General features: G+C 36.5%; 18 protein-coding genes and 1 tRNA gene. 1 reads left to right on the top strand and 18 read right to left on the bottom strand.

Features of this window, described 5'->3' with window-relative positions; translation table 11 throughout:
- Nucleotides 1–460: 460 nt before the first annotated feature.
- The 11 genes from D7D81_RS06895 to D7D81_RS06845 form a co-directional block, all read right to left on the bottom strand.
- A complete protein-coding gene (locus D7D81_RS06895; protein ID WP_125988564.1) occupies nucleotides 461–1,921 on the bottom strand; it encodes a response regulator transcription factor in 1,461 nt (486 codons plus the stop codon).
- Nucleotides 1,914–3,713, bottom strand: coding sequence for a sensor histidine kinase (locus D7D81_RS06890; protein WP_205739361.1), 1,800 nt, complete (start codon nucleotides 3,711–3,713; stop codon nucleotides 1,914–1,916). Before D7D81_RS06890 ends, D7D81_RS06895 begins: the two co-directional genes overlap by 8 nt.
- A 170-nt stretch (nucleotides 3,714–3,883) precedes the next feature.
- The gene (locus D7D81_RS06885) at nucleotides 3,884–5,374 is read right to left on the bottom strand and encodes a xylulokinase (protein WP_125988560.1); all 1,491 of its coding nucleotides are present in this window, start codon (nucleotides 5,372–5,374) and stop codon (nucleotides 3,884–3,886) included.
- A 3-nt stretch (nucleotides 5,375–5,377) separates the two neighbouring features.
- Nucleotides 5,378–6,169: a tryptophan synthase subunit alpha gene (locus D7D81_RS06880; RefSeq protein ID WP_125988558.1), complete on the bottom strand. Its 792-nt coding sequence runs from the start codon at nucleotides 6,167–6,169 to the stop codon at nucleotides 5,378–5,380.
- Nucleotides 6,170–6,183: 14 nt separating this feature from the next.
- Nucleotides 6,184–7,116 carry an ABC transporter permease gene (locus D7D81_RS06875; RefSeq protein WP_125988556.1) on the bottom strand — a complete coding sequence of 311 codons (933 nt, stop codon included), beginning with the start codon at nucleotides 7,114–7,116 and terminating at the stop codon, nucleotides 6,184–6,186.
- A 3-nt stretch (nucleotides 7,117–7,119) separates the two neighbouring features.
- Entirely contained in the window at nucleotides 7,120–8,601 is a 1,482-nt protein-coding gene (locus tag D7D81_RS06870; RefSeq protein ID WP_125988554.1) for a sugar ABC transporter ATP-binding protein, read from the bottom strand.
- A gap of 104 nt (nucleotides 8,602–8,705) precedes the next feature.
- The gene (locus tag D7D81_RS06865; protein WP_125988552.1) at nucleotides 8,706–9,626 is read right to left on the bottom strand and encodes a sugar ABC transporter substrate-binding protein; all 921 of its coding nucleotides are present in this window, start codon (nucleotides 9,624–9,626) and stop codon (nucleotides 8,706–8,708) included.
- A gap of 19 nt (nucleotides 9,627–9,645) precedes the next feature.
- On the bottom strand, nucleotides 9,646–10,587 hold the full coding sequence (locus tag D7D81_RS06860; protein WP_125988550.1) for a sugar-binding transcriptional regulator: 942 nt from the start codon (nucleotides 10,585–10,587) through the stop codon (nucleotides 9,646–9,648).
- Nucleotides 10,588–10,805: 218 nt separating this feature from the next.
- Nucleotides 10,806–11,528 carry an amino acid ABC transporter ATP-binding protein gene (locus D7D81_RS06855; RefSeq protein WP_125988548.1) on the bottom strand — a complete coding sequence of 241 codons (723 nt, stop codon included), beginning with the start codon at nucleotides 11,526–11,528 and terminating at the stop codon, nucleotides 10,806–10,808.
- Nucleotides 11,503–12,213, bottom strand: a complete 711-nt coding sequence (locus tag D7D81_RS06850; protein WP_125991973.1) for an amino acid ABC transporter permease — start codon at nucleotides 12,211–12,213, stop codon at nucleotides 11,503–11,505. The genes D7D81_RS06855 and D7D81_RS06850 overlap by 26 nt, the downstream gene beginning before the upstream one ends.
- A 51-nt stretch (nucleotides 12,214–12,264) precedes the next feature.
- Nucleotides 12,265–13,041: a transporter substrate-binding domain-containing protein gene (locus D7D81_RS06845; RefSeq protein ID WP_125988546.1), complete on the bottom strand. Its 777-nt coding sequence runs from the start codon at nucleotides 13,039–13,041 to the stop codon at nucleotides 12,265–12,267.
- Nucleotides 13,042–13,679: 638 nt separating this feature from the next.
- Here D7D81_RS06845 and D7D81_RS06840 point away from each other — a divergent pair.
- Nucleotides 13,680–13,754: transfer RNA gene (locus D7D81_RS06840), tRNA-Arg, on the top strand.
- An 89-nt stretch (nucleotides 13,755–13,843) separates the two neighbouring features.
- Here D7D81_RS06840 and D7D81_RS06835 read toward each other — a convergent pair.
- The 7 genes from D7D81_RS06835 to D7D81_RS06810 form a co-directional block, all read right to left on the bottom strand.
- The gene (locus tag D7D81_RS06835; protein WP_125988544.1) at nucleotides 13,844–15,316 is read right to left on the bottom strand and encodes a glutamate synthase subunit beta; all 1,473 of its coding nucleotides are present in this window, start codon (nucleotides 15,314–15,316) and stop codon (nucleotides 13,844–13,846) included.
- A gap of 23 nt (nucleotides 15,317–15,339) precedes the next feature.
- Nucleotides 15,340–19,938, bottom strand: a complete 4,599-nt coding sequence (gene gltB, locus D7D81_RS06830; RefSeq protein ID WP_125988542.1) for a glutamate synthase large subunit — start codon at nucleotides 19,936–19,938, stop codon at nucleotides 15,340–15,342.
- A gap of 318 nt (nucleotides 19,939–20,256) precedes the next feature.
- Nucleotides 20,257–20,382, bottom strand: coding sequence for a hypothetical protein (locus tag D7D81_RS20065; protein ID WP_286170293.1), 126 nt, complete (start codon nucleotides 20,380–20,382; stop codon nucleotides 20,257–20,259).
- A gap of 84 nt (nucleotides 20,383–20,466) precedes the next feature.
- A complete protein-coding gene (gene murI / locus D7D81_RS06825; RefSeq protein WP_125988540.1) occupies nucleotides 20,467–21,234 on the bottom strand; it encodes a glutamate racemase in 768 nt (255 codons plus the stop codon).
- Nucleotides 21,235–21,417: 183 nt separating this feature from the next.
- Entirely contained in the window at nucleotides 21,418–22,119 is a 702-nt protein-coding gene (gene deoD / locus D7D81_RS06820) for a purine-nucleoside phosphorylase (protein WP_125988538.1), read from the bottom strand.
- 36 nt (nucleotides 22,120–22,155) lie between these two features.
- Nucleotides 22,156–23,061, bottom strand: coding sequence for a ribokinase (gene rbsK / locus D7D81_RS06815; protein WP_125988536.1), 906 nt, complete (start codon nucleotides 23,059–23,061; stop codon nucleotides 22,156–22,158).
- 33 nt (nucleotides 23,062–23,094) lie between these two features.
- On the bottom strand, nucleotides 23,095–24,276 hold the full coding sequence (locus D7D81_RS06810) for a phosphopentomutase (protein WP_125988534.1): 1,182 nt from the start codon (nucleotides 24,274–24,276) through the stop codon (nucleotides 23,095–23,097).
- Between the last annotated feature and the right edge of the window lie 62 nt (nucleotides 24,277–24,338).

Below are 24,338 nucleotides of genomic sequence, written 5' to 3'. Positions count from 1 at the left end.
TAAACAATATTTTAATCATTTATTTATTCATCTATCTCCCCCTTTAAAATTTTCCTTAGCCCTTCTTAATATTTCTAAAAAATCACCCCTTTCGCTTATAATTATTGTATTTACTGCAAAACATATTTTTAATTGCATAATGTAAAAAAGTTTGCATTTTAAACCTCATTTTTACTCTATTTTTAGGACGTATTAACTATAATGACGACTTAAGCACCAGGTAGTTTCCTGTCGTTTTTTTCATTGTGTAATTATTCTTCAAAGAAAAAAGCACTATCGTTCCTTTTTCTATAAAAAATTATTTTAATCAAAAATATAATTTCCATAATTATTATATAAATTATATATTATTACTTTAGTAGTTAAAATGTACTATTCTTAGTAATACTTGTATTTATATTAGGAATTATTAGAACAAAATAAAACCACCCTTTTTAAGGGTGGTTTTATTTTGTCGATTCTATACATTTTTTTTCTTGAATTCACTCGGGCTGAGACCTTTATGTTTTTTAAATATTTTACAGAAATGATAATAGTCTTTATAACCAACCCTTCGGGCTATCTCGTAGAACAATAGGTCTTTAGAAAAAAGCCTAATTGCCTTTTTAATACGAAATTCAATTAAATAATTTGTAAATGTCTGTCCTGTTTCCTTTTTAAATAACTGACTCAAATAATTATAATTGACATGATATTTAAGGGCTAAATCCTGAAGGCGTAAATCTTTATGGAAATTTTCTTTTATCTCTTTGACAATATCTCCTATAATATTATGTGATACACCTGATTTTCCACCATCTTCATGCTTATTTAAAATATCTCTTAATTGAGCAAATAACCCATGAAGGTCATTAAATAAATATATTATATCAACCGGATCCAAAAGTTCAATTTCTTCACTAAGATTACAGAGGGTATTAGACTTTTCCTGAAGCTGGTTATACAAATAAGCAACTTCTTCCAAATTAATTCTTTTTTCGTTTAATAATTTAGGTAATTTAGCAACAAATCTCTCTAAGTCTCCACAGGAAGTCAGACCCTTAATTTTTGTTGACAGCCCTATGTAATTATTATTATATAATGAATGTTTATATATACCACCCTTTTTATAAATAAAATGATTATAAGAAAGTAGTTCTGCCTCTTTATAGTGGTGTTTTAAATCAATTAAATTATCAAAACTGTCACTAATACCTATTGACAGCTTATATTTATCTGCTATCAAACCCAGTTTTTCAAAACACCTACTATCTCTCAAATCAGCCAAACTAAAATTAAATAATATCAACCATTTCTTCCCACCAAGTTGAATAAACAATAATTTATATGAAGAAAAACAATTCTGCAATTGGCTCTGCCATTGTTCATTAATAGCATCATTACCAAGTAAATTTACTATTAAAATACAATAACTTTCAAAGAATACATCATACCCTATATTATTTAATTTTTTTACGATTTCGTCTTCCTCCAGCTCGTTTTCTAACAACTCCAAAAACAGTTCTGTTTTTCTATACTTCTCTAATTCCTTTTTTTCTTCACTATCTTTATCTAAACGGGAAGACACCCTATTGAGGACATCTTTTAGTTCCTTATCCTTGGTTGGTTTTAAAATATAATCAAAGGCCCCTAATTCAATTGCCTCTTTAGCATAGGCAAATTCACTGTAGGCACTTACAAAAACAACATAAATACCGGGGAAATCTACTTTAACCATTTTCATCAATTCAAGACCATTTAATCCCGGCATTTTTATATCACAGACAATTAAATCTGGCTGCTGTTTTTTTATTAACTGAACAGCCTCCCTACTATTACTTATTTTTGCAATCACTTCAAATCCAAACTTATTCCAATCTACCAATAGTTCAAGGTCTTTTAAGATCCAGGGTTCATCATCAATCAATAAAGCCTTATACATCTTCTTCTTTCCCCTTTCTATATGGATAAGAAATTGTAACAACCGTTCCAATATCCTCCCAGCTCTTTACTTCCAGTCCAAAATCATTTCCATAATATAACTGAATCCTCTTGTGGATATTAACCAGTCCAATCCCTATATCACTCCCCTTACTACTATCAGTTACAATATCCTGTTTTTGTATTCCCAATTTTATCTGCTCTAATTCCCTTTTTTTAATACCTGTACCATTATCCATAACCCTGATTAGAGCCTTATCCCCCTTTTGAAAAGCCGAAATCTGAATAACACCATTTCCTGATATCTGTCTTAACCCGTGAAAAATAGCATTCTCCAGGACTGGCTGAACAGTAAGCTTCAAGATTTTAAGTCTCTCTAGACCAGATTCTATTCTGTATTTAACTTTGAATTTATTAGCAAACCGTAGATTCTCAATATTCTTATATTTATTAAGCTGCTCAAGTTCCTCTTCCAGACTTACAAACTCATGTACTTTACTTATATAACGTAGATAATCTACCAGGTTACTGATCATTCTATCCATTTCTTTTTTAGCACCAGTAAGGGCCATCACCCTGATCGTATTTAGGGTATTATAAAGAAAATGGGCATTTATCTGAGCCTGTAAACCATCTAACTGAAATTGCTTTTTTTCCAGCTCTATTAGGTGTGCCTTTTCCTGGGTATCCAAAAGGTTTTTAGTCAGACCCTCCAGCTCTCTGAGCATATTATTGAAATTATCCTCTATATTAGTAATCTCATTTTTATACTTAAACTTAAGCTGATAATTAAAATCACCTGTCGCAACCCGGTCAAAGGCATCAGCCATTTTCTTTAAGGGGAATGTTAGGCGGTAATTAAATACTAAAGTAGTTATTACTACAAAAACAAAGACTATCAAAGCAATTAATATTATGATATATTGCACAACCCGCCCCTCTTTAACCAGCTTATCTCTATTAATCAATGCCTTGATAGTCCAGCCTACCTTATTAAGCTCACTTGTTCTCTGCATATAAGTCACACCATTTATATTAATATATTTCTTATTTGAATTAAGATCAGCCTGTGAACTCCGATAAATATCTACTGTCTCATCCCTGGTAACTGTAATTACTTCTCCAGCATTATTTTGAATAAAAACATGAGACCCTTCAGGGAGATTATTTTCCTCAATAATTTTTTCTATTTTTTTAGCATCCAAAATAACTGCTCCCCTTGCTATATTCTCCATAAAGTTTTCGAAAAACATAGATTTGATTACTCGGTAGGCAATAAAATATAAGTCACCACCCTTGGTCTTAAGCGGATCAGCAAAATACAGCTTACCGTCATTTATTTTAGCTGAATCAATATTAATAATAAAATTCTTAAACTCATCTCTGAAAACTATGGATTTAGAATGATAGATATTATGATTATTATCAATTACATAGATATCCTCAACAGATTCATAAAATTTTAAAAAAGACTGAAATAAGAGGTCTATTTCATTATATTTATCCCAGTAGTTCTTATCTTTACTGATTATTAGCTCCTGTAATTTCTTATCAAAGAAAACAGAATCAGCAATAATATTTACTGTATCTAAATATTCCTCTAATCTATGATTAACCTGATTAAAATACAAATCAACAGAATCGGAAACATACTTCTCAATATTATTTAAAAATATATTGTAAAATATCAGGGCAATTAGTATGATCGGCAAAATAGATATCAGTAAGTTAACAAAAATCATCTTATACCTTAATTTGTATTTTCTATGTATCTTTTTAAATCTCTCAAACATAATACCACACCACCCTGCTTTACCATCTATCCTCAATCCACTTACTTATAATTATTTTCCACTTTCATACAATATATATTATATACTAAATTATTTCATAAGTTAAATAAACTACCCACCTTATTATAATAAGGTGGGTAGTTTATCACTTGCGTATCTTTGAATTTTCATTAATTATATAATTTATCTATATAAGCTAAATAGTATTTAAAAGACTGTGAATAAATAGCTGCGTCTTCTTTTTTCGGTCTGAACTTCTTTTTAACACTAAAGCGTTCAATAAACTCACTATAATTATTGAGTAGTCCCAGTGCCTTATAGGCCATTAATGCTGTTCCCATTGATGGGGCACCTATCCCCAGATCTAATACATTAACCTCCAGATTTAAAACATTGGCTAAAATCTGGGGCCACACCTTACTCTTACCACCCCCACCAATTAAGTTCAGCTTTCTTATAGAATCACCTAAACCCTTTAGTTCATTTAGATTATGCTTTAATGAAAAAGAAACACCTTCCAGAACAGCCCTTAATAATAGGTACTTATCTGTCTCAGGTCCAAGGCCCAGAAATACACCATTGTTCTCCTTTACTTTTATCGGGCTCCTTTCCCCATTAATAAATGGTAAAAAGAAAACCCCTTTCTCAGCTGCATTAAGGTCTTTTATTTTCTCCTCATTATTTAAGTAATCTTCTTCTTTAAGCCCCTTATCTATATACTTATTTAAAAAATTAGCCAGATACCAGTCATAGGGTTTACCGGCATTCAGAATTGCACCAGCTAAGATATAACCCTCACCATCAATATTACTTAAGGTAAAAACATTGGGATTATCAGTCAGTCTCTCTAAAGGGGCGGCCAGCCAACCTGTTGTACCGAGATAGCAGTAAATATCCCCTTCTCTCCATGCCCCTGCACCTAATGTTGAAGCACCTACATCACCAGAACCATTTATAACCGGTATCCCTGACGGGATTTTTAATTCTTCAGCAAGCTCTTTCTTTACTTCACCTATAATAGAGGTTGATTTATTTATCTGTGGCAGCTTACTGATATCAATCTCTAATTCATCTATTATTCTGGAACTCCATTTTAGTTTTTTCAAATCCATAAATCCAGTTGTAGAGGCATTAGTATAATCAGTTACATTATATCCCGTTAGTTTAAAATTTAAATAATCCTTTGCTCCTAATATAAGATAGGCATGTTCTTTAAAGACCTCTTTCCTATGTTTCTTAAGCCAGAGATACTTATTAACTGACATTAAAGAGTCAAAATTATTAGCTAATATATAGTATAAATCCTCTTCACCTATTCTATCAATAATATATTTTTGCTCTTCAGTGGCCCTACCATCAGAATATAATAATACCTCTGTTAAAATATCTCCTTTTGAATCAAGGAGCAGACAGTCCTCCATCTGACCAGTAGAAACTATAGCTGAAATACTATTTAAATCAATACCAGAATCAGCTAGTCTATGGGTCAATGTAATAATACCATCCCACCAGTTTTCAGCCTGCTGAACCTGATGCCCGTCTATATTATAGTTATCAAGATTAAAACTGTCATCATATACAATGTTTCCTTCCTGGTCAAAGAGTACTAATTTAATCATGGTGGTTCCCATATCATAAGTAAGTATATATTTTTCAGTCATAATCTATCCCTCCAGACCTGCTCTTAACTCCCTTATTAAAGTTAAAGCCCTATTCTCACTCTCTTGAAATGCCTTTAGCATTGCAGTACCTATAATTATTCCATCATAACCAAGACTACGTACACGGAATGCATCTTCCCCAGTACTTATCCCAAAACCCACCAGTAACGGCAGATCCTTTAAAACAGTCTCCCTTAATTTTTCTTTTAATTTAGTCAAATGAAGTTTGTCTATCTTACCACTATTACCAGTCTTACCTTTATATGCAGGGCAGTAGATAAATGGAGCATTTTTAAATAAGCTGTAATTCAAATTAAAATCCAAGCGGCTTATAAACGGAATCAATTTATACCCACAATCCTGTATATATTTTACTTCTGTTTTATTACTTAGATTTAAATCAGGCAAAAGTAAATACTTAATACCACTTCTCAACCAGGAATTCTCAAATTTGCTATAGAACTTTTCCCTTAATTCCTTCCAGTAACCCATAGCAATCAGTCTGCCGGAACTATTCCTGGAAACATATCTAGCAATCATTTCATAATCACTTTCTTTGAAACCATCATTTTTTACTTCCTGATGGGCATCACTAATAGTTTTACCATCCATATCAGTAGATTTTGACGGATAACCCAGTTCAACTGCATCAATACCATTATCAAACAAAATCTCTATCCATTTTTTAGAGGTCTCAATATCGGGATAAGCTGCAGGTAAATAAGCAATCATCACTGGCTTATTATCTTCTTTCTTTTTGATAAGACTATTTTTTAAAATATTAGTTTGCAACATATTACGTCAACCCCTTATCTGTTCTGCACCTTCATTCCCTGAAATACTAAAGCTGAAACTATAATAGCCCCTGTCAACATATCCTGAAAATAGTTGGGTACACTCAAAATTGTTAATCCATTGGCCAGTACCCCCATTATTAAAACCCCTACCAGAGTACCTGGGATATTGGGCTCCCCTTCCTTAAAGAGTGTCATACCCAGAAAAACAGTTGCATAGGATTTTAATAGATATCCACCACCAGCTGTTGGATGTGCTGAACCTAGTTTTGAAGTCAAGATAATCCCTGTCATAGCAGCCAGTAGTCCGGCCAATCCAAAGGCAATTGTCTTGTCTCTCTCTATTTTAATACCTGAATACTTAGCCGCTTTTTCATTACCCCCTATTGCATATAAATTCCTCCCTAACATCGTCTGATTAAAAATATACCAGAAAATAATAAATATCACGATCATAATAATTGCTGGTATAGGTAATCCAAATAACTCTCCCTGACCCCATATTAGAAAATCATCTGGTATTCCTGAAAAAATAATCGTCCCTCCTGAATACCAGAAAGTAATCCCAGCGAGAAAAGTCCCCGTTGACAGGGTAGTAATAAAGGATAATATATTAAGTTTTGATACCAAGAGACCATTTACTAGACCAAATACAAAACCTAAAATAAGCACTACCGGTATTACCAGATATATTGGTAAACCAGCTACCAGTAAACCTGCCGAAATTATACCTGCAAAACTGCTTATATTTGCTAAAGATAAATCAAATTCACCAATTACCATAATGACAGTAGCACCCATAGCAATTATAGAAAGCAGAGAAATCTGTTCTAATATATTTACTAAATTTCGTAAAGTAGGAAATACACCAGGCCTTAAGATTGTAAATACAATGAAGATAAGAATCAGGCCAATTAGTGTACCATACCTTTTCAAAATACTCTTCATATCCTAAACCCCCTGATAACTAAGATTTAATATTTTCGCTTCACTAATATCTTCACCTGCTAAAATACCAGTAATTTGACCATTAGCCATAACCGCAACCCGGTCACAAATTCCCACTATTTCTGGTAGGTCAGAGGAAACTACAATTATCCCACTTTCTTTAGTAAGATTATTTATAAGATTATATACCTCAGTCCTGGCACCTACATCAATTCCTACAGTTGGTTCATCAAAAATAATAACAGAATTATCTCTTATTAACCATTTACCTATTACTACTTTCTGTTGATTTCCACCACTTAAAAACTTTATTCTTTGTCCTAAAGATGGTGTCTTTACCTGTAGTTCATTAACATATTTTTGAGCAATGTCCTTTTCTCTGGCCTTATCAATGTTTTTTAGTATCTTTGATTTAAGCATCAAAGGCAGATTTGGCAGCGAAAAATTCTCTAAAACACTCATATTTAAAACCAGTCCTTCTTCCCTTCTATCTTCAGGTATCAAGACAATACCCTTATTTATTACTTCATAAGGGTTTTTAGCTTCCAGCAAATTATTTTCTAATATTATTTCACCATCATTTATATCATTAAGACCACATATTGCTTCCATTAATTCGGTTCTACCTGCCCCTACCAAACCAAAAAAACCAAGCACTTCCCCTTGATATAAATTAAAGTTTATATCATTAAATCCATCACCATTAAGATTTTTAATTTTAAGTATTTCTAGACCCTTTCTCTCTTCAATAGCTTCTTTTTCTGGAAACCTGGTCAAAGATTCTTTCCCGGTCATCAAAGAAATCAAACCATCCTTATCTATCTCATCAATCAATCTATCAGCTGCGTTGACTCCATTTTTTAATACTGTAATCGAATCAGCTATTTCAAATATTTCTTCCAATCTATGGGATATATAGATAATCCCCATCCCTCTATCTTTAATTTTTTTTAGATTAATAAAAAGCTCTTTAATTTCCTTATCTGTAAGGGCTGCAGTGGGTTCATCAAGAACAAGTATTCTGGCATTCATCATAAATGCTTTAAGGATAGCAACTAACCATTTATCTGCCGTTGATAATCTTTTAACAGGTGAATATAGATCAAGTTCAAAATTTAAATTATCTGCTAGCCCTTTCACTTTTTCTTCCATTTTATTTTTGGAAAAAAAGATGCCTTTTTTAGGGTATTTATAACCAAGCCAGATATTTTCAATGACATTAAAATAAGGTATTAAATTAACATCCTGGTGGATGAAGGCCAAGCCTAATTCTTTAGCCTGTTCCGGTTCCTTAATAGATACTCTACTACCTTCTAGATATATTTCACCACTATCTGCTTGATAGATACCTGCCAAAATTTTAATGAGGGTAGATTTTCCAGCCCCATTTTCCCCTACCAATGCCCTGATTTGCCCACTTTCAAGGCTTAAATCTACATTTTCCAGGGCCTTTACTCCAGGGAAAGATTTATTGATTTTTTTCATTTCAAGTAGTCTACTACACACTTATTAACTCACCACCTTTTTAAAAGAAATATAATTCTGCAGTTATATTAATTACACTGCAGAATTATATTTATCTATGATCATTAATCTGTTATAAATTGCTCTACATTACTTTCTGTAACAAGAATACTCGGTGCATAGATTATCTTATCCGAAACTTCCTTCCCAGCAAATACCCTCTTTATCTGTTCGACAAGAATTGTACCCATAGCGGCAAAGTCCTGTTTAACAGTAGCCTTAATTGGGGAACCTTTCTTGATCATTTCCAGTGCCTGTGAATTACCGTCAATACCAAAGACTATGATGTCAGCTTCAAGACCAGCCTGCTGTATTGCTAGAGAAGCCCCGATAGCCGGCTCATCCCAGGCAGCCCAGACCGCATCAATATCCGGGTTAGCCAATAGTATTGACTGCATAGCCTGACGGGCATCTTCAATCGGGCCAGGAACCTGAACAAAATGTTCAGCCACAACCTCAATATCATCCCTTGAGTCTACTATAGCGTCAAAAACAACCTCCCTTTTAAAGACACCAGGATGGGCCGAGTGATAAAATTTTACAACCTTACCACCATTAATTTTATCTAAAAGATATGATGTGTTTTGAGCAGCCAGTATATAATTATTTGAGGTTACATTACATTGGATACCATCTATATAACCAGCATCTCCACCAAATACTGGAATACCAGCCTCATTGGCTATTTTTATCTGTTTTTTTAATTGATTGGGGTCGCCCATGCCCATTACTATTGCATCAACACCCTGTGCTATAATATCTTCATAACGGTTGGCTAACTCATTAAAGTCACCTTTAGTATCATAGACAGTAATTTCCCATCCCTCTTTTTCAGCTTCTTCTCTAAAAGATTCAATCATCGTATTAGTGGTAACAGATGCCAGATATGGTGTTAAAACCGCAATATCTTTTCCAGCCGCCAGCAATGACAAAGAAAAAACTACTACTAAACAAACAACCATAAGTAAAATAATAATTTTTTTCATCTCTTTACTCCCCCTATTTTTATATTTTATTCAACCACTGACCAGTATTTAAGTCAGTAATTAATACATTAACAAATTCACCTTTAATTGCAGCAAATATAGCCTCTCTTTTCTTTACACCGAAAGCCAGTCCTATTCTTATAGGAATATTCAATAATTCTTTGAAATCGATACCAAGAGATCTTTTTAAAAATGCTGTCTCTATTATCTCTCCATTTTGATCATAAGTAATTATACCCAAACTACCACATAATGGATGAGCTTCTAATTCTTTTTCTTCCCTGGGTGTTAAATGACCTTTATATAAAGGATGGTTTTTACTTGCAACACCAATACCCAGAATCGCAACATCTATCTTTTTGTAGAGGTTAAATATCCTTTTAATTCTTGTTTCATCCCTGAAAGAATCTGCTATCTCCTGGCTTTTCACAAGAGCAGGAGCACTCAATAAATAGTTAGTCCCCCCCACCCTTTTACTTAAAATACTGCAGATTTCATTACTATTATAGCTTTCCCCTATATCTGAAAGTGAGCCAATTAAGGGAATATATCTATAATCCTTTCGATTACTGAAATTACCCTCTTCAGCAAACTTATATAATGTAGTACCAGCAGCTAAGCCAAGATATTCCTTTCCCTCTGTAATTCTTTCTAAATATTCACTACACTTATTAGCTATTTTAATCTTAATTAGCTCATCTGGCTGATTATCTGTTTTATCTATAAATAGTACCTCTTTTAAATTGTATCTTAATTCAATTTCACTTTCCAAATTTGAGGTATCTTTTACCGGACTAACTATTTCAATTTTTACTATCCCCTCTTCTTTAGCTTTATTCAGCAGTCTACTAACCTTAGGTCTAGAAATATCCAATTTTTTGGCTATTTCCCGTTGACTAAATTCCTGTTTATAATAGAGTAAACTTACTTTGGTCATTAACTCCAGTTCCTTTTCAAGCACCAAATCACCTCAATTACATTTGTTCATTATTTGAAATTTTGTTCATTTTAATTATATAATAAGAAGATTCTGATGTCAATATAAATTGTCAGATATTGTTGACTCACTATAAAATTTGTTGAAATACAAAAACACCCCTTAGCTGTATCATACTAAATAAGACTTAATCAAAGAGGTGTATTTTAAATATCTGTATTTATTTTTATTTAATAATCAACTTATAATATTTTACTTAAAAAGGATTTAGTTCTATCTTCTTCAGGCTCATTAAAAATCTGCTCCGGGTCACCTGATTCTACAACCCTTCCCTGATCTAAATAAATAACCCGATCAGCAGCTTCCTTTGCAAAACCCATCTCATGTGTTACTACGACCATAGTCATCCCCTCTTGGGCCAGTTCTTTCATCACAATTAATACCTCCCCAACTAGTTCCGGGTCAAGGGCAGAGGTTGGTTCATCAAAAAGCATAATGCTGGGTTCCATCGCTAATGACCTGGCAATAGCCACCCGCTGTTTTTGACCACCTGATAGCATCGCCGGATGTACATCTGCCTTATCAGCCAGACCGACTTTAGCTAATAGCTCTCTCCCCATAATAACAGGTTGATCATGGGGGATTTTTTTGACCTGTGTTGGACCTTCAATCACATTCTCCAGGACAGTCTTATGTGGAAAAAGATTAAAGTGTTGAAATACCATTCCTACTTCCTGGCGCACCAAATTTAGATTACTCTTAGCCGGCTCTATATATTGGCCATCGATAAATATTTTCCCCTTCTCAGCCCTTTCCAGGAAATTAATACACCTTAAAAGAGTGCTTTTGCCAGAACCACTGGCCCCTATTATAACCACTACTTCCTGACGAAAAATTTCCAGGTTTATATCATTTAAAACCTGTGTATTACCAAACCACTTATGCAGGTTCTGTATTTGGATCATTAAGCAAAACCTCCTCTGTTACATCTTCCCCTCTCCTCTCAACCTGTAAGCTTTTTTCGATATAGCCAACGATCAGAGTAAAAACACTGGTTAATATCAAATAAAATAAGGCTGCAATCAACAACATCTCCATATACCTGAAAGTAGATGAACCCAATTGCCTTGCTTTAAGTAAAAGTTCACCTACAGCAATAGTACTGGCCAGTGAAGAATCCTTTAAAGCAATAATAAATTGATTACCCAGGGGTGGTATAGCCCGCTGAAAAGCCTGAGGTAAGATAATCCTCTTCATAGCCAGGGAATAGCTCATACCAATTGAACGGGCAGCCTCCATCTGACCCTCATCAATAGATTGAATCGCACCTCTAAAAACCTCCCCAATATAAGCGCCATTGTGAATTCCCAGGGCAATAACAGCTGAAGGAAAGGAGGGTATTCGTACTATTGTTGCCAGACCATAGTAGATTATAAATAACTGTAATAACAATGGTGTTCCCCTTACCAGAAAAATATATAGTTTAGCAGGGTAACGAAAAAAGAACTTATTTGATATCCTGGCAAAGGCTGTAATTAATCCTATCACCATACCCAATAAGATCCCAAGGGCAGTTATCTCAAGAGTCATTAACGCTGCCCGTGGAAAAAACGAAATATACTTTGGAACTATACTAAAATCATAAGGCAATTTCCTCCACTCCAATCTTTCGGTATCCTAACTCAATTATTATCCCTCACATTATTTTAATGTAATATCCATACCAAACCATTTATCACCAATCCCAGCCAAGGTACCGTCTTTATGCATCTCTAGTAAAATCTTATTTACTTCAACCAGTAAAGTGCTGTCTTCTTTACGAAAAGCAACCGCTATATCCTCAGTTCTCAAAAGTTCCCCTGCCATTTTAACAGCATAACCTTTATTCTTAAAACCAACACCTACCATCCGGTCACTGATAACCCCATCAATCCTACCATTCATAAGTTCCATTAGTGTCTGGTTATCATCCTCATAAAGATTAATCTTAGCACCAAGTTTACGTGCATCTTCCGCAAAGGTTGTACCGGTTGTTACCCCCACTGTCTTACCATCAATATCTGCCGGAGTTTCAATTAAAGAATCATCAGCAACAATAAGCTGGGCACCAGAATAGTAGTAAGGAATACTAAAATCAACTACCTCCAGTCTAGACGGTGTGATTGCCATACTCCCTAAAATACCATCATACCTACCAGCTCGTAGCCCTTCAATAATTCCATCCCAGGCTGTTGTGACAGGTTCAAACTCTACACCCAGTCTACTGGCAATCTCAGCAGCCACATCAACATCATAACCCACTAATTCATTATGCTCATTATAAAAATTAAATGGTGGGTAACCCCCACTCATCGCAAAACTAATCTCCCCTTTTTCTATAACCTCTGTTAATGAGGCTGCATAAATAGTAAAAGAAGAAAACATGGTAATAACTAACAGCAGTAATAAACTTAACAATACTATCTTTTTATTCTTCATAATAATTCCTCCCCCAGATTACCTCATATTTAAATACTAAAACATTACATATTATAATAGTTAAACCCATCACCTCTCTTCATTGAAGTTTATACCTAAAAACGGGTATAACTTTTTAGCCTGACAATCATTTAAGATATTTATGTTATATATATGTAATGTTTGTGTTAACTATATCATTAAATTAACCCTAAGTCAACTGTTTTTTTGCTAAAATCGACAATTATTCACATATACATTGCACCGACAATATATTCTATAAATAAAACAATCCCACTATTATTAATAATAAGTGGGATTGTTTTAAACTATGTCCTTTAAAACAGCAGCATTTATCTAATCAAATGATTCTCCTGTCTCCTCTATTGCAGCTACACTTTCATCAACAACACTGACTTTGCCTTCCATTTTACATGCAGCATTATTCATACTCTGCTGTATCTCTTTAATTAATCTATCAATTTTATTTATTGCAGTACAGGATTCTTCAGCTACTACACTGAAACTCCGGGCTGCTTCAATTACATCATTTAGAGCCAGTAAATACTATCTTTTTTAAATAAACTAAGATAATAAACACTAACTATTATTGACACCCCCTGCTTATTTTGTTACAATAAATAAGCAGTGTTCTTTATGCCCCTGTAGCTCAGTGGATAGAGCACTAGTCTCCGGAACTAGTAGCGTAGGTTCGATTCCTACCAGGGGTACCATTTATAAAAAAGGGCTGTCTCAAATGAGACAGCCCTTTTTTATATAATTACTATTCAACTACACTTTTATTGTTTATAATCATTTTTTACTAAGCATTTAAATACTTATCCACCTCTTCAGCTGCTTCACGGCCTTCCTTGATAGCCCAGACAACCAGGCTCTGTCCCCGACGCATATCTCCAGCTGCAAATACCCCTGTAACATTAGTTGCAAAATCACCATACCCTGCTTTAACATTTGACCTTTCATCCTGTTCCAGACCTAGTTCTTCAAGCAGTGTTTCTTCAGGACCTGAAAAACCCATTGCCAGTAAGACTAATTGAACCGGCCAGGTTTTCTTTGTCCCAGGAATTTCTACAGGGTTAAACCTTCCATCTTTGTCTTTCTCCCATTTAATCTTAACTGTCTCAACCCCAGTTAATTTACCTTTTTGGTCAGCAAGAAATCTCTTAGTCATGATCAGGTATTCACGGGGGTCCCTGCCGTGAAGCTCAAGGGCTTCTTTCTGACCATAATCTAGTTTTAATGTTTTAGGCCATTCAGGCCAGGGATTATCTGCCTGCCTTTCCCTGGGGGGCTGAGGCATGATTTCAAACTGAACAACACTATTACATCCCTGCCGTATTGAAGTTGCAACACAATCAGTTCCTGTATCACCACCACCTATTACGATAACATCTTTACCCTCAGCAGAGATATAATTACCATCTTTATGCTGTGAATCAAGTAGACTACTGGTATTAGCTGACAAAAACTCTAGGGCAAAATACACACCAGGAAGATCCCTGCCAGGCACTTTCAGGTCACGCGCTTTAGTAGACCCACCGCATAGGACAAGTGCATCATAACCCTGCTGTAATTTATCAGCTGAAATATCCCGTCCTACCTCAATATTAGTAATAAATTCTACTCCCTCTTCGATCATCATATTTACCCGCCGCTGAACTACCTTTTCTTTATCTAACTTCATATTAGGAATACCATACATCAACAAACCACCAATTCTATCAGCCCTCTCATAGACAGTAACCAGATGACCTGCTTTGTTAAGTTGATCAGCACAGGCCAGCCCGGCAGGACCTGAACCAACAACAGCCACTTTTTTCCCACTACGCTCTGTCGGGGGTTCTGCCTTAATCCATCCCTCTTGAAAGGCCTTTTCTATAATCTGATATTCGTTTGTTTTAATCGTAACTGCTGGTTCATTCATCCCTAAAGTACATGAACCCTCACAGGGTGCCGGACAGACCCGTCCTGTAAACTCAGGGAAGTTATTGGTTTTCAACAGCCTATTTAAGGCCTCCTGCCACATCCCCCTATATATCAGGTCATTCCATTCAGGGATCAGATTATTAAGTGGACAACCTGCAGTCATACCGTTTAGTTCAATGCCTGTATGGCAAAAAGGAATTCCACATTCCATACAACGGGCACCCTGTTTCCGGGAGAGTTCCTCAGCAAAAGGAAGTTTAAACTCCTGCCAGTTCTTTACCCTTTCAGCAGGCGACAATTCCGCAGGAATCTCACGGGTATATTCCATAAAACCAGTCGCTTTTCCCATCTTCCTCATCTCCTTTCATAATCTTAATTACCACTAACCCTTGCTGCATCACTATTATTTTGCTCAAAAGCAGCCATCAGTGCTTCATCTTTTTTTAGCCCCTCTTCTTCAAAACTATTTATCGCATCAATCATCCGTTTGTAATCCCGAGGCATAACCCTGACAAATTTAGCTGCATTGTCAGACCAGTTATCAAGAATCTTTCTGGCATAGCTGCTCCCGGTGTAATTAAGATGTTTTTTAATCATTTCTTTAACAAAGTTAATATCATTCTCTTCCTGTAAAGGTTCCAGTTCAACCATGGCCTGATTTGTCCGGTCGGCTAAATTACCTTTCCGGTCAAAAACATATGCTACACCACCAGACATTCCAGCTGCAAAGTTTCGCCCGGTTTTCCCTAATATAACAACACGACCTCCTGTCATGTACTCACATCCATGGTCACCGACACCTTCAACTACAGCATGAACACCACTATTTCTTACACAAAACCTTTCTCCAGCAACACCCTGGATATAGGCCTCCCCTGAAGTTGCCCCAAAAAAGGCTACATTACCTACTACTATATTATCTTCAGAACTAAAATCAGCATCCTCAGGAACCTTAACAATTATTTTGCCACCTGATAAACCCTTACCGATATAGTCATTAGAATCACCCTGTAAAGTCAGGGTAATACCCTGTGGTATATATGCCCCAAAACTCTGACCGGCAGAACCTACAAAATTTAATTTGATGGTATCGGCCGGTAGACCTGCTGCACCATATTTTTTGGTTAATTCATTACCAAGAACTGTACCAACTACCCGGTCTATATTCTTGATTTTTAAGTTAAATTCTACTTTTTCACCCTTATCTAAGGCTGGTTTAGCTAGCTGAAGCAATTCTTTCATATCCATGGATTCCTCTATACCATGGTCCTGTTTGATCTGACAGAAAGTAGCTGTCTGAGCACTTTCTTCAGGTTGATAGAGTATCTTTGAGTAGTCTAAGCCCTTGGCCTTCCAGTGTTTAAAAGCCTTATCCCGTTTAAGTTTATCAACACGGCCGATCATTTCATCTACTGTCCGGAAACCAAGTCTGGCCATTTCTTCACGCATTTCCCGGGCAATAAAGTGCATAAAATTAACAAGATGCTCTACTTTGCCAGCAAACCTCTTCCTTAGTTCAGGATTCTGGGTAGCTACCCCTACTGGGCAGGTGTCAAGGTTGCAGACCCTCATCATAACACAACCCATTACCACCAAAGGTGCAGTAGCGAAACCATATTCCTCTGCCCCCAGTAATGCAGCCACAGCCAGGTCTTTACCAGACATCAGTTTACCATCTGTCTCAAGTTTAACCCTGCTGCGTAGCTTATTTAACACCAGGGTCTGATGTGTTTCAGCAAGACCTAATTCCCAGGGTAGTCCAGCATGTTTAATACTTGTTCTCGGTGAAGCCCCTGTACCACCATCATAACCACTGATAAGAATAACATCTGCCTTACCCTTGGCAACACCAGCGGCAATAGTGCCCACCCCTACTTCAGAAACAAGCTTAACATTTATCCTGGCATCCCGGTTGGCATTTTTCAGGTCATGGATTAACTCTGCTAAGTCTTCTATTGAATAAATATCATGATGGGGTGGTGGTGAGATTAAGCCAACACCAGGTGTTGTTCCCCTGACTTTAGCAATCCAGGGGTATACCTTTTTACCAGGTAGTTGTCCACCTTCACCTGGTTTGGCCCCCTGGGCCATTTTTATCTGGATTTCTCTGGCATTTGTAAGATAATGGGAAGTAACCCCAAACCTACCGGAAGCAACCTGTTTAATGGCACTACACCTGGAATCACCATTAGGGTCTGGCGTAAACCGTTCAGGGTCTTCACCACCCTCACCAGTATTACTCTTCCCACCAATACGGTTCATAGCAATAGCCAGTGTCTCATGAGCCTCTTTACTAATCGAACCATAAGACATGGCCCCTGTCTTAAATCTTTTACAGATCGACTCTACTGATTCTACCTCTTCCAGTGGAATTGATTCGACCTCATCATAATTAAAACCTAATAAACCTCGCAAAGTAGACATCTCTTCAGCCTGATTATTTATTAAAGATGTATATTCCTTAAATAAGTCATAGTTGCCCTCACGACAGGCCCTCTGCAAAAGATATATTGTCTCTGGGTTATATAGGTGTTTTTCACCATCTTTTCTCCAGGTAAATGTACTGCCAGATTCCAGGGTTTTACTCTCCGGACCTTTTTTGTTAAAACCATTCTGATGTCTGATAATAGTTTCTCTAGCTATTTCAGCAAGACCGATACCTCCAATACGTGAAGGAGTCCCGGTGAAGTATTTATCAATAACTGAATCATTTAGACCCAGAGCTTCAAATATCTGTGCTCCCCGGTAACTCTGTACTGTAGAGATGCCCATTTTGGCCATTACCTTTACAATTCCTTTGGTAGCAGCCTTGATATATTTTTTAACAGCCTTGTCATAACTCTTTGTCTCTAACAAACCCTGTTTTATTAAATCATCAAGTGATTCAAAGACTAAATAGGGATTAACGGCCTGCAAACCATAACCTAAGAGGAGACAAAAATGATGTACTTCCCGTGGTTCCCCTGACTCCAGAACTAAACTAACAGAAGTACGCCTGCCTGTTCTGATTAAATGGTGATGCAGCCCGGCTACAGCCAGCAAAGCAGGAATAGGGGCCTTATCCCTATCTATCTCCTTATCAGAGAGAACCAGTATATTTACCCCCTCATCTATTAATCTATCTGCCTCAGCAAATAACTTTTCCATCGCTTCTTCTAACCCTCTACCATTATCTTCTATCTTAAATAGAATTGAAAGCTTCTCTGTTTTGAAACCATCTATTTTTAAATTTAACAATCTAGCTAATTGACCATTATCAAGAACTGGTCCAGGTAATGTTATTTGTCGGCAGCTCTCTGGACCAGGGTTTAGTAAATTCCCTTCTGACCCCAGATTGGTTCTGGTGGCAGTAATAATTGCCTCCCGAATTGAATCAATAGGGGGATTAGTAACCTGAGCAAATAACTGCTTAAAATAATTATATAGTAACTGGGGTTTATCAGATAAAACCGCTAAAGCACTATCATTCCCCATAGCCCCAACAGGGTCAACCCCATTTTCCGCCATAGGTATTAGTATTTTTCGTATTTCTTCATAGGTATAGTCAAAAGCCCTCTGTTTTTGGACTAATGTCTCATGTCCCAGACAGTTTTCCTTTACCTCCCCAACTGGCAGCGCATCTATATGCAGCAGGTTTTCATCAAGCCATTTATCATAGGGATATTCCCCAGCAATCTCTTTTTTTAGTTCTTGATCATTGATAATTTTACCCTTACTGGTATCAATCAACAACATTTTCCCTGGTTCTAAACGCTGTTTGCTTATGATTTTTTCTTCTGGTAAATCAACTACCCCTACCTCAGAGGCAAGCACAACCAGGTCATCACTGGTAACATAATACCGGGAAGGCCTCAAACCGTTCCTATCCAGTACTGCCCCAACCTGTATACCGTCAGTAAAGGCCATAGCAGCCGGTCCATCCCATGGTTCCATCAAACAACTATGGTATTCATAAAATGACTTTTTTTCTTGATCAATACTATCATTATTCTCCCATGGTTCTGGAATCATCATCATGACAGCATGTGGTAGGGAACGGCCAGTCAGTCTTAGAAACTCCAGACTATTATCAAACATTGCTGAATCACTTCCAGCCGGATTAATTACTGGAAATATTTTTTCAAGGTCATCCCCAAAGAGTTCACTCTCCATCATAGACTGACGGGCATTCATCCAGTTAACATTACCACGCATTGTATTTATCTCACCATTATGGATTATATAACGATTGGGATGAGCCCTTTCCCAACTGGGAAAGGTATTGGTACTAAATCTGGAGTGTACCAGAGCAATTGCTGTTTCTATATTGGGATCACTTAGATCCAGAAAGAAATCTTCCACCTGTTCTGGCATTAACATCCCTTTATAGACAATTGTCCTGTGAGAAATACTGGCCAGATATATTCCTTGTGCTATATCAGAACTCTTTATCTCTTTTTCAGCCCGCCTCCCGATCACATAAAGCTTTCTCTCAAAAGCCATATCATCTGATAAGCTGTCATTACGCCCTATAAAGACCTGAGAGATATGGGGCATACATTCACGGGCAGAATTACCAATCCCACTGTCATCTACTGGTACATCACGCCAACCTAATAATTGCTGGCCCTCTTCTTCAATTATTTTATTAAAAAATGCTTGATACTTTTTCCGATAAGCCTTCTTCCGGGGTAAAAAAACCATCCCCACACCATATTCCCCAGCAGACGGCAGGGAAAAACCGAGTTTAGCAGTCTCCTTGGCAAAAAAATTATGTGGCAACTGTATTAAAATACCAGCACCATCACCTGTATTTGCTTCACTACCGGTTGCCCCTCTATGTGATAGGTTCACCAATATTTCTAATGCCTGATGAACAATCCTGTGTGATTTCTTACCTTTTATGTTGGTAATAAACCCCATCCCACAGGCATCATGTTCAAAACGCGGGTCATAAAGCCCCTGTTTTTCTGGTATTCTACTGTACTTCATATAGCATCATCCCCTATCTAATTTCATATTACATTATTCTAATCTCCCTAATAATAATTACACCATAAATTATGGGCTTATATAATATAATAAAGCATTTTAGCCTACAGGTCTCTTATTTTAAGGAATATATCCCTGTATACAGGGATAATGGCCGATTATATAAAAATATTCAACAGCCAGGCTTAATAATTTGTTACTTATGAATACTTCTTGAGAATAAATAATCATCCAAAAGCAAAAATAAAAGAAAAGTCTATGCATAGACACATAGACTTTTCCATAGAAATATATTTGACTGTTAATATCCATTCCTAACTAAGAGATATTTATCTCTCCATCCTTAATCTTAATCCCGTTATTTCCAAAACCAAACTGTAACACATCTTCATCAATCAACATAAAGGCCTTATCTGCCTTTAGCCTAAAAGGGATACTGGCCACTGAAGTGTCGGCAAAATCTATGTGGAATTCCAGGTTTTTTTAGGAAGGACTCAAAAACTAGCTGTATATAAAAGAAAACGCATTCTATTTATTAATCTTATACTGATTTAAAACCCTCATATACTTCTTATATTTCCCTATCTCCTCTTTCCCCGAAGAATAAAACCTTACTTCACCACTACCCTGTTTCAAATCAAATTGACTATCTGCTAATACATCCCTTAAATGAACAACTGTCCCATAATTACCATCTATAATATCAATATTTGCTGCTAACTGTTTAAAAATTTCTCTATAATATATAAAATGGGTACAACCTAAAACTATTGTACCGTAATCATCTAAATCAAAAGGCGCTAACTTTTTTTTCAAATATGTTAATATCAGTTTATCATTAAAAATAAAGTTTTCAGCATAGTTAACTAATTCAGGGAGTGCAAGAGAATCAACAATGTGTCTGGCATCTATCCGGCTGACCAGATTTTTATACTTATCCTCCTGAATGGTTAAAGGTGTCGCCAGGACAAGGACCCTTTTGTCATCTGTTTTATTTACAGCTGGTTTAACTGCCGGTTCCATACCGATGATTGGAAAATCATAAAGCTGGCGCAGCCTTCGTATCGCAATACTTGTGGCAGTATTACAGGCTACTACCAATGCATTTATATTATATTGATTAATAAAATTAACAGCATTAAAGATATGCTGTCTTACTTCTTCCCTGGATTTTGTTCCATAGGGGACATTTTCTGTGTCTGCATAATAGACATAATCTTCTTGAGGCAAAAGCTGCAAGGCCTCCTTTAATACTGTAAGCCCCCCAATACCAGAATCAAAAAAACCTATTGTCATATCTGATTCACTCCATAATTTGTTTATTTATTAAGTTCTCTAAACTTCATTTAATTTCCTTTTTATTTTTACTTAATTTCTAATCAATTATACCCTGTTTTTCCAAGTATAAAAAACTGCCACTAAATGTTTACTCTATGGCAGTCTTAAAAAATATTAGTTTTACAGAAAATTTCAAGTGGCTTATTCAGCCGTTTCCAGGGCAATTTCAATCATATCAGTAAAGGTCTTCTCCCTTTCTTCTGCTGTAGTAGCCTCTCCTGTAACAACCGAATCACTAACAGTAAGAATTGATAGAGCCCTGACACCATATTTTGCCGCCAGGGTATATAATTCAGCAGTTTCCATTTCAACTGCCAGCACACCATATCTACTCCATACCTGCCAGGCATCTGGATCATCACCATAAAACAAATCTGAACTCAAAACATTTCCTACCTTAACCTCAATACCCTTTTCATTAGCAATGTTATCTGCCTTATTTAATAAAGTAAAATTTGCTGTAGGGGCATAATCCTGTCCATTAAAACGAAGCTGATTATTTCTAGAATTGGTACAGGCACCAATTGCCAGAATAATATCCCTTATTTTAACCTTTTCACTAAAAGAACCGCAGGAACCTACCCTGATTAAATTCTTAACATCAAAATCCCTGATTAATTCATTAACATAAATTGAAATTGAAGGCATACCCATACCAGTACCCTGTACAGAAATCTCCCTACCCTGATAAGTACCAGTAAAACCATACATCCCTCTAACTTGATTATAACATACTGGGTCTTCTAAAAAATTATCAGCTATAAACTTAGCCCTCATTGGGTCACCAGGTAATAAAATTGTCCTGGCAATCTCCCCTTTTTCTGCAGCAATATGTGTACTCATTAACTACCACTCCTTAATCAAATATCTATACACCGACTATATTCCCTTCATATTTTCAACCTCTGCAAAAGAAGGGATTGAACTCTGTGCTCCCGCTCTTGTTACAGATATAGCCGCTGCCCTATTTCCAAAGGATATACACCTATCTATATCCCAACCTTTTTGTAGGCCAAAGGCCAATGCACCTGCAAATGTATCCCCGGCAGCAGTTGTATCAACTGCCTTAACTTTAAGGGTAGGATATACTTGCTGGCTACCTTTCTGATACAATGTCACACCTTCAGAACCCTTTGTTATTAAAATATTCTTTACTCCCCAGTCCAGTAACTGCCCAATTTTATCTTCTTCATCCCTTAAATCATATTCCTCTAACAGAAGTGCTAATTCACCACTATTGGGAAGTAAATAATCTATTTTACTGTATATCTCCCGGGGTAATCCCTGTGCTGGAGCAGGGTCCAGGATAACCCTGGTCTGATAAAAATCAGCCAGTTCAATGGTATGAATAACAGTAGCCAGGGGAATCTCCATCTGTAAAAGCAGATAAGCAGCCTCTTTTATCTTCCCCTCAACCTGATCAATCATTTCAGGGGATAAACTGGCATTGGCTCCCTGGACAACAATAATTCTATTATCACCATCTTCCTCTACAGTAATAGCCGCTATTCCAGTGTTATCATCTAGAGTAAAAACCGAGCTGGTATCTACCCCTTTATCCTGTAATGAACTCAATAAATCATCACCAAAGCTATCTTTGCCACAGGCACTAACAAATGATACTCTGCCACCGAGTTTACCAACTGCTGCAGCCTGGTTGGCACCTTTACCACCAGGTACCTGCTCAAAAGATTTTCCGATTATTGTCTCCCCTTTATCAGGTACCCTGTCTGTATTAACAACTAGATCCATATTCATACTACCTACTACCAATATATTTTCCATTATCAATCCCTCCCAAGCCCATAAATTGCTATATTATAATCCTAACAATCCAGAAAAATCATTACCATTTTCTATTCCCTCTACAGCAAAGAGTTTCGCCAGCGTAGCAGCTATATCAGAAAAAGATTTGCGTATTCCCAGGTCTACTGGCCCTATTAAACCATGATGATAAACCAGCAGTGGTACATATTCACGGGTATGATCTGTGCCTGCTGTAGTAGGATCACACCCGTGATCTGCTGTAATTATTAACAGGTCTCTTTCAGTCATCAGCTCTATTATCTCTGGGAGCCGATCATCAAAGTCCTTTAAGGCATGGGCAAATCCCATAGGATCATTACGATGCCCATAGTTCATATCAAACTCTACTAAATTAGCAAAAATTAAACCCTTCTTAGGGGCTGCCATAAATTCCAGAGTTCCGTCAACTGTATCCATATTATCAATAACATGATTCGTCTTTGTTATACCTCTATTAGCAAAAATATCATCTATTTTACCCACTGCCATAACATCTAAACCACTATTAGAGAGGATATCCAGAATGGTATCACCCACTGGTTTGAGTGAAAAGTCATGCCTCCTATCTGTCCGGATAAAACTGCCTGGTCTGCCAATAAAGGGTCTGGCAATAACCCGGCCCACAGCGTGCTCACCTCGTAATATTTTGCGTGCTATCTTACAGTATTTATATAATTTCTTAACTGGAATAATCTCCTCATGGGCAGCAATCTGAAAAACACTATCAGCCGAAGTATAAACAATAGGTTTTCCACTCTCCATATGTTCTTTACCCAGGTCTTCAATTATTGCTGTACCAGAAGCCGGGTAATTACCAAGGATTTCTCTGCCAATCTTATCACTAAAAGGTCGAATTACCTCATCAGGGAAACCCTGTGAATATGTAGGGAACTTCTGTTCTGTGATCAGGCCAGCAATCTCCCAATGTCCGGTAGTAGTATCTTTGCCTGCTGATTTTTCAGCCATTTTCCCGTAGGCTCCTCTTTTTCCTACTGGTTTAAGACCTTTAACATGGGCTATCGCACCAAGACCCAATTCTTCCATATTAGGGAGATTCAATCCCCCAACTTTTTCAGCAACATGTGGAATTGTACTTGTACCTATATCACCAAAATCAGCGGCATCTGGTGATTCACCAATACCTGCACCATCAAGAATAATTATAACTGCACGGTCAATCCTTCTTAAAGACACTAAAACACCCCTTTCCAGTATTACAGTTATTAAAAATATATCAAAAATTAGCTAAATAAGCT

The sequence above is a fragment of the Halocella sp. SP3-1 genome (genome assembly GCF_003953885.1).
Classification (GTDB): domain Bacteria; phylum Bacillota; class Halanaerobiia; order Halanaerobiales; family DTU029; genus Iocasia; species Iocasia fonsfrigidae.
This window is presented reverse-complemented; position numbering and strand designations above follow the sequence as displayed.